Origin of the sequence: Peribacillus simplex, from assembly GCF_030123325.1 — a bacterium.
GTDB classification, from domain to species: Bacteria; Bacillota; Bacilli; order Bacillales; family DSM-1321; genus Peribacillus; species Peribacillus simplex_D.
In genome coordinates this window covers 616,275-630,503 of the sequence record NZ_CP126106.1, presented here as the reverse complement: position 1 = coordinate 630,503, position 14,229 = coordinate 616,275, and the positions used below count along the sequence as shown (strand labels likewise).

Annotated in this window: 14 protein-coding genes; 3 read left to right on the top strand and 11 right to left on the bottom strand. The window is 39.9% G+C overall.

Annotated features, from left to right (window positions below; translation table 11 throughout):
* Positions 1-207: 207 nt before the first annotated feature.
* The 5 genes from coaA to QNH43_RS03025 form a co-directional block, all read right to left on the bottom strand.
* Positions 208-1,128, bottom strand: coding sequence for a type I pantothenate kinase (coaA, locus tag QNH43_RS03045; RefSeq protein ID WP_283916752.1), 921 nt, complete (start codon positions 1,126-1,128; stop codon positions 208-210).
* Positions 1,129-1,305: 177 nt separating this feature from the next.
* Entirely contained in the window at positions 1,306-1,599 is a 294-nt protein-coding gene (locus tag QNH43_RS03040; RefSeq protein ID WP_283916751.1) for an RNA polymerase alpha subunit C-terminal domain-containing protein, read from the bottom strand.
* 383 nt (positions 1,600-1,982) lie between these two features.
* On the bottom strand, positions 1,983-3,380 hold the full coding sequence (locus tag QNH43_RS03035) for an amino acid permease (protein ID WP_283916750.1): 1,398 nt from the start codon (positions 3,378-3,380) through the stop codon (positions 1,983-1,985).
* A 332-nt stretch (positions 3,381-3,712) separates the two neighbouring features.
* Positions 3,713-4,672 carry an L-threonine 3-dehydrogenase gene (locus tag QNH43_RS03030; RefSeq protein WP_283916749.1) on the bottom strand — a complete coding sequence of 320 codons (960 nt, stop codon included), beginning with the start codon at positions 4,670-4,672 and terminating at the stop codon, positions 3,713-3,715.
* A gap of 44 nt (positions 4,673-4,716) precedes the next feature.
* Positions 4,717-5,907, bottom strand: coding sequence for a glycine C-acetyltransferase (locus QNH43_RS03025; protein WP_283916748.1), 1,191 nt, complete (start codon positions 5,905-5,907; stop codon positions 4,717-4,719).
* 373 nt (positions 5,908-6,280) lie between these two features.
* On the opposite strand from QNH43_RS03025, the gene QNH43_RS03020 reads away from it, so the two are divergent.
* A complete protein-coding gene (locus tag QNH43_RS03020) occupies positions 6,281-6,412 on the top strand; it encodes a hypothetical protein (protein WP_260320935.1) in 132 nt (43 codons plus the stop codon).
* Between the two features lie 566 nt (positions 6,413-6,978).
* Positions 6,979-7,878 (top strand): 3-hydroxyacyl-CoA dehydrogenase, encoded by a 900-nt coding sequence (locus tag QNH43_RS03015; RefSeq protein ID WP_283916747.1) that lies wholly within the window; start codon positions 6,979-6,981, stop codon positions 7,876-7,878.
* A gap of 174 nt (positions 7,879-8,052) precedes the next feature.
* On the opposite strand, the gene QNH43_RS03010 is transcribed toward QNH43_RS03015, so the two are convergent.
* From QNH43_RS03010 to QNH43_RS02990, 5 genes are all read right to left on the bottom strand, one after another.
* Entirely contained in the window at positions 8,053-8,574 is a 522-nt protein-coding gene (locus QNH43_RS03010; RefSeq protein WP_283916746.1) for a YehS family protein, read from the bottom strand.
* A 123-nt stretch (positions 8,575-8,697) separates the two neighbouring features.
* A complete protein-coding gene (gene rlmD, locus QNH43_RS03005) occupies positions 8,698-10,077 on the bottom strand; it encodes a 23S rRNA (uracil(1939)-C(5))-methyltransferase RlmD (protein WP_283916745.1) in 1,380 nt (459 codons plus the stop codon).
* Positions 10,074-10,958, bottom strand: a complete 885-nt coding sequence (locus tag QNH43_RS03000; protein WP_283916744.1) for a DNA-3-methyladenine glycosylase family protein — start codon at positions 10,956-10,958, stop codon at positions 10,074-10,076. Before QNH43_RS03000 ends, rlmD begins: the two co-directional genes overlap by 4 nt.
* 122 nt (positions 10,959-11,080) lie before the next feature.
* Positions 11,081-11,866 carry a delta-lactam-biosynthetic de-N-acetylase gene (gene pdaA / locus QNH43_RS02995; protein ID WP_283916743.1) on the bottom strand — a complete coding sequence of 262 codons (786 nt, stop codon included), beginning with the start codon at positions 11,864-11,866 and terminating at the stop codon, positions 11,081-11,083.
* Between the two features lie 220 nt (positions 11,867-12,086).
* Entirely contained in the window at positions 12,087-12,272 is a 186-nt protein-coding gene (locus tag QNH43_RS02990) for a hypothetical protein (protein WP_283916742.1), read from the bottom strand.
* A gap of 111 nt (positions 12,273-12,383) precedes the next feature.
* Between QNH43_RS02990 and QNH43_RS02985 the strand changes: the two genes are divergently transcribed.
* A complete protein-coding gene (locus QNH43_RS02985) occupies positions 12,384-12,521 on the top strand; it encodes a hypothetical protein (protein WP_179086138.1) in 138 nt (45 codons plus the stop codon).
* A gap of 49 nt (positions 12,522-12,570) precedes the next feature.
* Here QNH43_RS02985 and QNH43_RS02980 read toward each other — a convergent pair whose 3' ends face one another.
* On the bottom strand, positions 12,571-14,139 hold the full coding sequence (locus tag QNH43_RS02980) for a fumarate hydratase (RefSeq protein ID WP_076370911.1): 1,569 nt from the start codon (positions 14,137-14,139) through the stop codon (positions 12,571-12,573).
* Between the last annotated feature and the right edge of the window lie 90 nt (positions 14,140-14,229).

The following is a 14,229-nucleotide window of genomic DNA, read 5'->3' as shown; positions in this document are numbered from 1 at the left end:
TTTAACTTGGATCATAAATTACACCCAATAAGTAGATATTATAACAATACCAATAATTACTGATAATTAAACCAATATTAGGTACGAGCATTGATAATATTTCTAATTTCAAGACTTATTGCATAGTCCCTTATAAATAGAATTTTATCCTTAATTATTATTACAAAAAAACATTATCCCTATACATAATCATCTACATTTAAGTTATCATTTTCGCAAATAGATATTTTCAGCTTTGTGATCTGATCCTTTTTTTAGAACGAGTTTTGCCCGTCCTTTTGTCGGCAGTATATTTTCATGTAAATTCTTCAAATTAATTTCTTCCCAAATTTGGGTCGCTTGTTTAATGGCTTGTTCTTTCGACAAGTCAATATAACGATGAAAGTAGGATTCGGGACTTTGAAATGCGGTCTTCTGAAGTAAAAGGAACCTTTCAACATACCACCGCTCTATGTCATTTGCGTCTGCATCAACATAAAGTGAAAAATCAAAAAAGTCACTGACGAATACTTGATTTTCCTTATCAACTTGAAGAACATTAATACCTTCCACTATTAAAATATCCGGATTACAGATGGTCTGCACTTCATTTGGCAAAATGTCATATTTCAAATGTGAGTAGATTGGAACTTCCACTTTATTTTTTCCTGCTTTTACATCCCCGATAAGATTAATCAATTTTTGAGTATCATAACTTTCAGGAAACCCTTTTCTTTTCATCAGTCCTTTTTCTTCTAAATGATCATTTGGGTACAAAAAACCGTCGGTAGTGACAAGACCTACGTTTCTATGATTATCCCATCTGGATAATAAGGTCTGAAGTAACCTTGCTGTCGTACTCTTTCCTACAGCAACACTCCCTGCAATTCCAATGATATAAGGTACTTTTTTATCATTGGTTTTTAGAAATGAAGAAGTGGCTGTATTAAGCTGCTGAGATGCTTCAACATATAAATTGATTAATCGAGTCAAGGGCAAGTAAACCTCTTCTACTTCCTGAATGGATATTTCTTCATTTATTCCTTTTAAGTTATCCAATTCTTCTTCAGTTAAAGGAAGAGGGGTATGGTTTCGCAAAGATGCCCACTTTTTTCGATTGAATTCATAATAGGGAGTATAGGAACTCATGATTTTTCGTTACCTCACTTTTTAGAGTTACTACCAGTTTAACAAGGATGATGTCCATAAAAAAAGATGTTCCTGATCCCTTATTTACATAAAGACCCCATGACTTGATAAAGAAATTGAATGTATGGAACCGGCAGGCATAAAAGGCGTTCCTGCAAGATTAAGCATTCTAGGTGGTTAATCTTTGAATGATAACCCACCTGTCTCCAGAGCATCCCTAAGTTTAGGTAAAGAAGCTGGTCCCATACCGTGAAACTTCAAAATCTCTTTTTCACTATATGTTGATAGCTGATGTAATGAGGTAACCCCATTGTTTTCCAAAGCCCGTCTGGCTGGTGCCGAAAGCAATGAAAGAAATCCGGTGTCAGGTTTGCGTTCTTGCTCACATACTGGGCAGGCCGGACAGTCGCTGGATTTATAGTATTTGTGACCCTTTTCGCAAGTCCTCAAATTCTTCTTTGAAGTTGTCATTGTCGATGTCTCCTTTTCTTATGATTTTTAACATTCTATCTTAAGAAGTAATAACATCGCAGTTATCTTACACTAAACTTTGGCGGAAACGTATCCTGATGTCATTAACTAGACTGCCCTGACCTTTCTCCATTCATCATAGCCCAGAAAGCTTTTAATTAACTAAGGGAGCCCAACAAGAACCATTACTTACTGTTTTCAATTGCTTCTCTGTATATCCAAGGTCACTATACACCTCATATATCCAACAAGCAATATCTATGGCACAACTTTCATCTCAATTATCATTTTATCATCTCTTGTCAAAACTAAGCTGCCCTTTTAGTTTCATTGGAAAAGGGCTGCCGAAGCAACCCTTTGCAAAACCCGAAGTGAATTATAGATTAACCCACTTTATCTTCCTTCTGAGCCATTGTCTGAGCATCGGCTTGTACACGCTTGCCTATTCCAAAAACGAAATAACTAATGGCAACGATAGCCAGAAAACCTATTCCAACCATTAGTGATATACGTGTGTCATCATTAAACCACATACCGATTAATACCATAATCAAGAAAGCGATGGTCAGGTAGTTTGTAACTGGTGCAAAAGGCATTTTGAATGGATGATTGTGCATTTCAGCTTTTTTAATTTTCCTGAATTGAATTTGGCTGATCAGAATGACAAACCACGGAATCATACCAGGAAGTACACTTGCACTATATACATGCACAAATAAATTTTCTGGTGCAATATAACTTAATACAACCCCAATTGCTAACCCGACTATCACTCCGAACGTACCGAATAAAGGTACACCGCTATTAGATACTTTCGCAAAGAATTTTGGCGCTTGGCCATTCATCCCTAATGTGTAAAGCATACGTCCTGCACTGTAAATACCACTATTGCAGCCAGACATTGCAGCCGTGATTACGACAAAATTAATGATTCCAGCTGCTGCCGTGATACCAACTTTGGCAAAAGTAGCAACAAATGGACTGCCAATTGCACTTAATTGATCCCAAGGGTAAACGGTTACAATAATGAAAATCGCACCGATATAGAAAATTAAAATACGCCAAATGGTACTTTGAATCGCTTTGGTTATCGTTTCTTGAGGATCTTTTGCTTCACCAGCCGTAATCCCGATTAGTTCTACACCTTGATAAGCGGCAACCACCAGTGAGAGGGCAAAGAAGAAGCCCTTCCAACCACCTGTAAATAAACCACCATGTTCCCAGAGATTCGATAATCCTAAGGCTTCCCCTCCATTACCGATTCCAAAGAAAATAAGTCCAAATCCTGCAACGATCATTAATATGATCGTTACGATTTTAATCAGCGCAAACCAAAATTCAATTTCCCCAAAGGATTTAACGGAAATTAAGTTCGCTGCTCCAAGAATCACCATTGCGATTAAACCTGGAATCCAAGCCGGGAGATCAGGGAACCAATACTGCATGTACGTCCCCACTGCTATAATTTCTGCCATCCCGACAATAACCCACTGGAACCAGTTACTCCATGCAGTCATATACCCTGCCAATGGATGAATGTACTTATAACCAAATGTTGCAAATGAACCTGTACTTGGCTCTAAATACAACATTTCCCCCATTGCACGCATGATTAAGAATATAAAGATCCCAGAGATCGCATAAGCTAACATTACTGACGGACCTGTCCATTGAATCGTGCTGGCTGAACCCATGAATAAACCGACACCAATAGTTCCGCCCAAAGCGATCATCTGAATATGACGACCTTTCAAGTCCCTATTCAAATCTTTGTTTGCCATTCCATTTCCCCCTACACTACTAATAGTCGAAATTTAATGCAAGATGCTTAATACACTCCCTATTCAGTATAGAAATGATATAGCAGGCTCCACTTTTTTTAATCTTTCTTAAAGCTGCCTCATAAAATCATTCTTCACTCTTAAGCATTCCTGACAGTTAGAAAGATTACTATCAAATTTCATGTTATATCTTAATTCTGTTCAAGGTATCATAGAAAGCGCTTACTTTTTATCGTTTATAAAGGCCCTCCCCTTAAACGTTAAAATTCCTCTGTATAAAGTAACTCGAATAAAAGAGTATTGCAACTCTTTTATTCGGCTGGCAGGTTAATTCATGCTGTTACTAAAAGGGACTTTAATCTCAGCTTCAACAACATATCATTCGTCATTTTCTCTAAATCATATTCCGCCTTGAATCCCCACTCTTCCTTTGCACAAGTTGAATCTATTGTATTTGGCCAACTATCGGCAATGGATTGTCTTACAGGATCGACCTCATAATTCATGACAAATTCCGGAATATGCCTTTTGATCTCGGCTGCAATTTGCTCCGGATCAAAGCTCATGGCTGACACATTGAAAGAATTGCGATGTTTTAATTTTGAGGCATCTGCCTCCATTAGATTAATGATGGCAGCTAAAGCATCAGGCATATACATCATATCCATATACGTTCCCTTATCAATGTAAGAAGTATATCGCTTGTTTTTAATCGCTTCATAGTAAATTTCAACTGCATAGTCGGTAGTTCCACCGCCAGGAGGTGTGACATACGAAATCAGTCCCGGGAATCGAAGCCCCCTCGTATCAACCCCAAATTTATGATGATAATAATCACATAATAACTCTCCGGATACTTTATTCACTCCGTACATCGTATTCGGTCGTTGAATGATGTCTTGCGGTGTCCAATCTTTAGGAGTGGTTGGACCAAACGCACCAATCGAACTAGGTGTGAATAATTGGCAATCGAGTTCCCGTGCCGATTCCAAAGCATTGACCAATCCGCCCATGTTTAAATGCCAAGCTAAAAGAGGTTTCTTTTCAGCTGTTGCTGACAATAAAGCGGCTAAATGTATAATTGTATCCACTTCATGTTTTTTTGCCATGTTAAACATCGCTTTTTCATCCGTAACATCTAAAATCTCAAATGGACCTGATAGGGCAACATCGCTGTCCGTTTTTCGAATATCTGTTGCAATGATATTGTCAGCTCCATAAATCTCTCTCATTTTCAGCGTCAGTTCTGAACCAATTTGACCTAAAGCCCCCGTTACCAAGACCTTTTTCATCAAAAATCCCTCCCTATGTTTTAAACTCTGAAACAAGCAATCTCTTATATGATCGACATCTCTTTTCCCACTTTTTCATAAATGGCAATTGCACGGTCCAGCATCTCTTTTGTATGAGCAGCAGTAGGCATATTTCGCACTCTTCCAGTACCCTTTGGAACGGTAGGGAATACGATGGATTTAGCATACACACCTTCTTCATTCAGCCTCTTGCTGAATTGCTGCGTTTTTGTTTCATCCCCTATGATGCAAGGCGTAATCGGTGTTTCGCTCTCCCCGATATCAAACCCTAATTCTTTTAGGCCTTTTTTCAAGTAATCGCTGTTTTCCCACAGCTTATTTTGAAGTTCTGAGCTATTCATCAAAATTTCGATGGCTTCTATACTAGCTGCAACTGCTCCCGGTGTGGCAGCCGTTGAAAATAAAAATGGACGGCTTCTCACCTTTAACCAATCGATCAAATCTTTCTTTCCTGCTACATAGCCTCCAACAACACCAATGGCTTTGGATAATGTTCCAATTTGGAAATCCACTTTATCCGATAGCCCAAAATGTTTTACCGTTCCTGCACCATTACCTAATACACCCGATCCATGTGCATCATCAACATAAGTAATTAAGTCAAACTCTTCTGCAATCTCCACAATTTCAGGAAGCTTGGCAATATCCCCGTCCATCGAGAAAACTCCATCGGTAATGATCATGACTTTGTTATACAATCCGGACTCCTTTGCTTGGCGTGCTTTTGTCCGTAAATCGTCCATGTCGGAATGGATAAAGGGAATAATTTTCGCCTTGGATAATCGGCATCCATCAATGATTGAAGCATGGTTCAGTTCATCTGAAAGAATGGCGTCATGTTTATCCATCACTCCTGAAATCGCTGCCATATTACAGTTAAATCCAGATTGATAAGCAATGGCGGCTTCTGTATGTTTAAATTCTGCAAGCTTTTCTTCTAATTTGACATGAATATCCAAAGTTCCGTTAATCGTACGAACGGCTCCAGCTCCGACACCATATGTTTTCGTCGCTTCTATGCAAGCCTCTATTAATCGTCGATCTGTTGCTAAACCTAGATAGTTATTTGATGATAAATTAATTAACTCCCTGCCTGCAATGGTGATTACCGGACCGTTTGGACCTTCCACCGGATCAATAACGTTGTATAGTCCCTTTTCTTTTAAATCTTCCAAATTTTCTTTCAAAAATCGATTTAATACTTCACTTGACATTTAATATACCCCCTCATTGATGGTTGGAATAAATGCAGGATCTTTTTATGTTTTACCCCTATTTTAAAAATATTGTATTTTTTCCCTTTTTTCTAAAAATACATGTGTCCTCTCTAAAAATACACTAAGAAGTACCACAAATCCCTTTATACTAAGAGTTATAACAATCATAATAATAGATAATTTTAATGTTGTCCATATTGCACGGACAAAAAAATTTGAATTTTTGTAGTTTTACAATTAACATCCGCCTAAAATGCTTTTATATCAATGGAAATGCGAAGAGAATTTCATCAATTTTCCAAGGTAACCGATGTTTTATCTACTGGTTTTTTGGAGACCTTAACCATTAACCTAATTAAGGAGGGGTATAGTGAAAACGGAAGATGAAAAAACATCAGAAGGCCTAAATGAAATTTTTGAGATTATCAATGCAAAAGGTGATATTGGGGAATTAAAAGAAATCGTCCAAAAACCTGATGAACAAATAAATGAAGACAAGTAAACTAAGGGGATTAATCATCCTCTTTTTTGCCTGCTTTACATTGTACTAATGGACGCTTAAGACCATTACAACAATAAAAATAGAACTGCTGATCAGCTCAGGATATTGAAGTTACGTTCAAGTGCAAAGAGATCAAAAACAAAAAAGTTATGCACATGATCAGGAGGAAAGACTGAATAATTTGGTTTTTTTTCACTTCCTTCTTCCTTTATCCACACCTTGTGATTTTCTACAATGTAAAAACCAAACGGTCGTTCCTCTGAATCACCCTTTAACAGCTTAATGGCCCTTCATTGGTCCACCCATGGAATTCTTTTTCGGGTGAAATGCAATAGGCAACTTTCCTTTCGTGAAGTAATGAGCAAAATATACAACCTATTCAAAGTGATAGGCAAAAGTTATGAAGAATGTCCTACAGACGAGAAGGGTTGTTACATTCTTAACATGTGTTTATCAGGTTTCATATAGGGGGAAAAACGTATATCAAGTTAATTCCTGCATCTATTTTCAAGATAAGTGCAATAATTAACAAGAAGAACTATTCAAAGAAATAAAGGAGAATGGCTTTGAATTATAAAAATATCACGATTGCCGGCAGCGGCGTTTTAGGAAGTCAGATCGCATTTCAAACCGCCTTCAAAGGATTCAACGTATCTGTATATGACATCAATGACGAAGCATTGGAACGTGCAAAAGATAGGATCAATAATTTGAAGCCATACTATAAAGAAGACATAGGCGCAACGGAGGAAAATCTCAATACTGCTTATGCCCGCATTTCTTTCCACAGTGATTTATCTGCGGGAGTAGCCGATGCTGACCTTGTGATTGAAGCGATTCCAGAAGTGGTTCAAATCAAAACGGATTTTTACACGGAGTTAGGAAAAGTGGCTCCTGATAAAACAATTTTCGCCACGAACTCGTCTACATTATTACCAAGCCAATTTGCCGAAGCGACAGGCCGTCCCAAAAAATTCCTGGCGTTACACTTCGCTAATGAAATCTGGAAAAACAATACGGCAGAAATCATGAAACATCCCGGAACGGATAGTGAAGTGTTCGATGAAGTGATTGATTTTGCAAAAGCAATTGGAATGGTTCCTCTGCCTTTACATAAAGAGCAGCCAGGCTATATTTTGAATTCCTTATTGGTTCCCCTTTTGGACGCTGCCCAAATGCTCTTATTAAAAGGAGTGGCAGATACGGAAACCATCGATAAAACGTGGATGGTCGCAACAGGAGCGCCGCTTGGCCCTTTCGCCATTTTAGACGTGGTAGGAATCATTACCGCTTATAATATTTCACTTGCAAAAGCGAAAGCGACAGGTGATCCAGAGGTTGAAAAGCTGGCTAACCTTTTGAAAACAGAGTATATCGATAAAGGGAAAATCGGTAGAGAAGCAGGAGAAGGCTTCTATAAATATCCCAGCCCCAATTTTGCAAAGCCAGACTTTTTAAGAGGTTAATGAACGTGCGAAGGTGCCTTAAGTGTGCCTTAGGTTTTTTTTACTGTTCCCGCACTTACCAATGTCTCCAATAACGTTCATGAGAAAAGGAAAAGGCCCTGAAATCGGAAAAGTACTTTTCACGAAATCAAAGCCTGATTGTAATAATGTGCATATAAAAACAGTTCTGAACCCTTATCCCCTATATCTCAAAGTTAATCCTTTTAAGAAATTCCTGGCGTATCGATCTCCGCACTCTTTATAATTCCTATGACCCACTTTTCTTAATATAGCGCTTAATTCCCCTTTGGTTATCATGACACCTGCTTCATCCAAGATATCAATCATATCCTCACTTGTTAATGTCAATGCTATTTTCAGTTTCTTCAGAAGGATATTATTCACACTTTCCTTATTCTTTACAGCCGGTGCCTGACTTTGAGGCTGACCAGGTTTTGGCTCTTGTCTCCCTCTTTTAAAAATGATCAAGCCATTTAAAAAGGACTCTAACATCATGTTATTGCATTTTACCCCATCTTCATCTTCATCCATATCATCATCATATTCATCATAATAATCATCTTTTGGTTTTGTGAGCATCTGCATGACTTCTTCTCTTGTCACTTCAATATCCCCGAGCTTAAATATCTCTACCATATCTTTATTTTTAATATCCAGCGCATATCTTAATCGTATTAATATATCATGATTATGCATCCAAAACCCTCCTATGTATTTCTCGATTTTCACAGTACTTTCATTATTTCACAAATGGATGGAAATAAACGCAGATTAAAATCCGAGAACCTTTTACAGATTCCCGGATTACTCTGCTTACTCTTAAATCAGCTTCAATGAGGTTACCACTTCCACATGGCTGGTCTGCGGGAACATGTCCACCGGCTGCATGGCCTCCACGCGATAAGTAGAGCCCAGTTCTTGTAAGTCCTTCGCCAATGTGGACGGGTTGCATGATACGTACACAATGGTTTTTGGTTTAACTTTCAAGATTGTCTGCAGTAATGATTGATCACAGCCGGATCTTGGCGGGTCGACGACCAGTACGTCCGGTTTCCAGCCTTCTTTGGTCCAGCGTGGGAGGATATTCTCGGCTTTGCCTGTTTCATAGTATACATTGTTGCGTTTATGTTTTTTTGCATTTTTCTTGGCGTCCTCAATGGATTCTTTAATGACGTCCATTCCTCTGACTTCTTTGGCATTTTCGGACAGCCATAGGCCAATGGTCCCTACGCCGCAATAAGCGTCAACCACTTTTTCCGTGCCGGTTAAGGCTGCCGCTTTTTTCACTTCATCATATAAGCGAACAGTTTGGACCGGGTTAAGCTGGAAGAATGTTCGGGCTGATAGTTCGTATGATAGGTCACCCAATGTTTCGTTGATGACTTTTTCGCCTGCCAAGTGAATCGTTTTTTCGCCAAAAATAAGTGATGTGTTCCGGTTGTTGATGTTTTGAACGACCGATTTCACTTCTGGCAGTTGGTCACGAATTTGTTTAAGCAACTGATCCTTTTGTGGAATTTCCTCCGCACCTGTAACGAGGACAACCTGCACTTCACCTGTTTCAAATCCTACCCGTGTAATGACCGTACGGATAACACCTTTTCTTTTTCTTTCGTTATAAATCGAGATGTTCAGGTTCTTTAGTATCTTTTTCACTGTACGCGTTACCTTATTTGTTGCCTTATGTTGTACAAGGCAATTCGGGATATCGATCAGTGTGTGGGAATTCAAGCCGTAAAGGCCAGCAATTAATTTGCCATCTTTTTGGCCAACTTGGTACTGACTTTTATTACGGTAATTCCAAGGATCTTCCATGCCAATCGTTTCTTTTACATTTAATGAAGAAACTGGGAATTCCGAATGACGTTCCATCGCTTGAATGACGATATCGCGTTTTTCAATAAGCTGCTGGGCATAGCTTAAATGCTGTAACTGACATCCGCCGCATTCAGCGTAAACCGGACATGGTGCTGCAATGCGATGCGGCGATTCTTTACGGATGGTTTTTATTTTTGCCTCGGTGAAGTTTGGCTGAACCTTTGTGACCAAAGCTACAATTTCTTCACCAGGCAATGCACCTGGGACGAAGACGACTTTCTTTTTGAAATAACCGACTCCCTCCCCGTTAATGCCAAGCCGTTTAATCGTAAGGGGAAGGGTTTGATTCACTTCCAGTTTTGTATCTTGAATGTTTGTCATTTCTTTTCACTCCGTTTTTCAATGCTTCTCCACAAATAGAGGGAAGCGTAGCTTAAATATGGGGCCCATTTCACACTATAGGACTCCATTTCTTCTTGGGTTGGCTTTTGCGGTAAGCCATATAATATTTTCAAGGCATTTTGAATGCCAATATCGGCTTTAGGAAATAGGTTCGGCCTGCCAAGTCCAAAAAGCAGGAAGTTCTCAGCCGTCCATCTACCGATACCGCGTATTTTTATTAGTGTATCCATAACCTCTTGATCGGATAGCTTTTCCATTATATCAAGGTTGAGATGGCCTTGAATGATCTGCTCGGAAAGTCCTATGACGTATTCGGCTTTCCGGCCACTGAATTGAATGGCTCTTAATTGTTCGATTTGAAGTTGGGCTGTTGTTTCCGGTGTCGGATAAAACCAGGCACCTTCCATCTGGTAGCCGAAGGTTTTAACGAATCGTTCCGTGAGCGTATGGGCAAAGGATAAGTTCAATTGCTGATGTATGATGCATTTGGCGAGGCAACTGTAGTAATCGAAGTCCAAGACTATGGCAGTACCGCGGTGCTCTTCGAAGATTTCCCTTAAATCTGATTCCCTGAAATGCCGGGAAACGCCTTCTAATGGCTGATGCCAATGAAAAACCTTTTTTAACCGTTCGATTGCTTTTGACTTGTAAACCTCTGAATGACCTTTGATGATGAAAGATGGTTCATCGATATTTCCGATTGCCTGAACCTGCAAAACGATTGGTTCTTTTTCTATATATAGCGGAACTTTTACCGTCCTGTTAGTAAAATCAACTACCTGAAGTGGGTCTAGCGATAATCGTTCGAGAACTAGATCGAAATTATAGGGTCCTTGAACCTGTAATTTTTCTGTCCACACAAGCGATCCATCCTTTAGCAGTTTTCCACGTATTATAGCATGTTTCCAGAAATATTACTTGAAATTGAAGAGAATGGATAAAAGCGGGACCTGAATTATCACTACAGGACCCGCTTCTCATTTTAATAAAGCATTCGGTTCGGCAACTGTTTCTCAATCATTAAATCATCAAGGCTACTGAATGTGTACCCCTGTTTTTCAAGATCCGTCAGAATCGAGTCCAATGCATCCGCATTATCCTTCGATACGGTATGCAATAATAAAATCGCGCCAGGATGAATTTGCTTAAGCACTTCATCGTGTGCGAACGCGGCACCCTTTTGTTGATCAACAATCCAGTCTTTATATGCCAGTGACCAGAAGATGTGGTAATACCCTTCTTTTTTTGCGATTCTCATTGTTCTCTCATTAAATACCCCACGAGGCGGCCTTAAGTAATTCATTCCTTTTTGCCCCGTTAATTTTTCCGTTGCTTTTTTTACCCGCTCAAGCTCCATGCGTATCACATCGTCCGTCACGCTGGTCATATCCGGATGGTTCCAGGAATGGTTTCCTACGATATGCCCCTCATTAGCCATACGGACAACAAGCTCAGGTGCGGTCTTTAAATAATGACCTGTGACAAAAAAAGCTCCAGGAGCACCATGTTTCTTCAGCACATCTAAAATCTGGGCCGTATAGCCATTTTCATAACCGTTATCAAACGTTAAATAAACGACTTTTTTCCTTGTATCCCCTTTATAAATCGCTTCATATTCAGGCAGCATTTCATTGAATTTTTTACCGGCATCAGCAGGTGTCCCATTTTTCCCTTTATTGAAACCCCAGTTATAGGATTCTGCAAAAGCTGGGCTTGCCAAAGAGCATATCAAGCATATAAAAGCGGATAAAATCACCTTTTTTTTCATTGGAATATCCCCCATGTCCTTTTTTCTTATTGTTTGGAACATGGAGATTTATATGCATGATATTGTGAATGTCGAATTATTGGGCCATGGGTCGAATTCACTACGCTCAGGGACCAGTTTTCGGGCCGTGGGTCGAATTGTTATAGGTATCTCTCGCAAAACCTTAATCCACGTAAAAAAAGGCCTATCCTCCGAAAAGGATTGGCCCTCCATGCTTTGTTTATCCTTTAAATAACGCTTGTGCCGCCTTCCAAATAATGGCGATAGCGAAAATGAGAACGATTACAATTCCGACTACGTCAAGGAATGTTTCAAGACCGGAGAAAATCGTGTTTGCCACAGGAAGTTTGATGAAAGCAAAACCGGTTAACATGGCGATAAAGAATAAGATGTAGTTGTTCTGCATGAAAATCCCCCCTTTCTCTTCTAATGTATGTGCGTCCATTCCAAAAGATTGTACTTTTTTGAGTAAATTATCGCCTTTTTTTTCATATACATTTAGCAAGGGGGGAATGAAATGCTGGAATGGGTTATCACTATAGGCTTTGTTGGTTGTCTTGGTTTAAGTGGCGGAGTGTTTGTTCATTTTGTGAAAAGTGGATTGAATTTAGAGGATGCTACAAGGATCGATCCACTGCCGGAAATCGAAGAGTAAGATATGCAAAAGACGCTCAACCGTTTGGTGAGCGCCTTTTTCCATATAATTATTTAAATACTGGTTCTTTGAATTGTGCCAATTTTTCCAATGAAGATTGCTGAACGTCTTTATGCAGGCTGTTTCCATGTGAATCCATGGTAACTACGGCAGTGAATCCTTCAACATTCAGATGCCACATCGCTTCTGGAATACCAAATTCAGTGAAGTTCACACCTTCGACGGACTTGATGCAGTCTGCATAATATTGAGCAGCCCCGCCGATTGCGTTTAGATAAACGCCGCCGTGTTCACTTAGCGCCTCTAGTGTTTTTGGTCCCATTCCGCCTTTACCGATAACTGCACGGATGCCGAATCGTTTCATGATATCGCCTTGGTATGGTTCTTCACGAATACTTGTTGTCGGTCCCGCAGCCTTCACATGCCATTTACCTTCTTCGTCCTTCAGCATAACTGGGCCACAATGATAGATGATTTGTCCATCTAGGTCGATTGGTGCAGGATTTTCAGATAAATGCTTGTGGATGGCATCACGGCCCGTATACATCCTGCCGTTAATATGAACCACGTCACCAACTTTTAATTCACGGATTTGTTCTTCCGTGATTGGTGCTTGCAGGGTGATTTCACGGGAAGCTTTAACGTCCGGTTCAGAAGCGGCTGCCACTTCATCCTTCGCTGCTTTTTCTGCTTCTAAAGCAAAGTCGATTTTCTCGCCTTCTTGATACAACCACTCATTGATTTCACCTGTTTCAGGATTGACTTTCACTCCTAAACGGCGGAATGCCCAGCAATTGTAAGCAACGGATACGAAAAAGCTTGCCGGAATACGGTGCATGACACCGATTTTACATCCAAGCAGTGTAGTTTCGCCGCCAAAGCCCATCGTGCCGATTCCCAATTCATTAGCTGTCTTCATGATGTAATCTTCAAGTTTACGAAGGTCTTCATTCGGATTCACATCTTCATTACTGCGGAAAAGTTGAGCCTTAGCCAGATCATATCCGGATGAACGGTCCCCACCGATACCAACGCCGATGAAGCCGGCACTGCAGCCTTGTCCTTGTGCTTGGTAGACAGAGTGAAGTACACATTTACGGATTCCGTCCAAATCACGGCCCGCTTTCCCCAATCCTTCAAGTTCCATAGGCAGACTGTATTGGATGTTTTTATTTTCACAGCCGCCGCCTTTTAAGATAAGGCGAACATCAATATAGTCTTTTTCCCATTGATCGAATTTAATGACAGGAAGACCTTCCCCAAGGTTATCCCCGCTATTTTCACCCGATAAAGAGTCAACTGCGTTTGGACGAAGTTTTCCGCCTTTTGTCGCTAAAATGATCGCATTTCGGATTGCTTTTTTTATTTCAAGTTGGTTCACGCCAACTGGAGTTTTTATTTTGAAAGTCGGCAGACCAGTATCCTGACAAATCGGTGATACATTGTCGTCAGCCATTGTAATATTATTCGTGATGGTGGCCAAGCTTAATGCAGAACGAGTACCTGCATTTTCACGCTGTTTTGCACTTTTGACCGCACGACGAACATCCTTTGGAAGATTCGTTGAAGTTTCAACGATAAGACTGTACATACTTTCTTGGAATTTTTGAATATCCAAATTTCTCTTCCCCCTCTTATTTCCCCTAGATTAGATTAATCATTTCCCTGCTTCTCTATAAATAGCGAATGATTCAACACCCGTTTTATT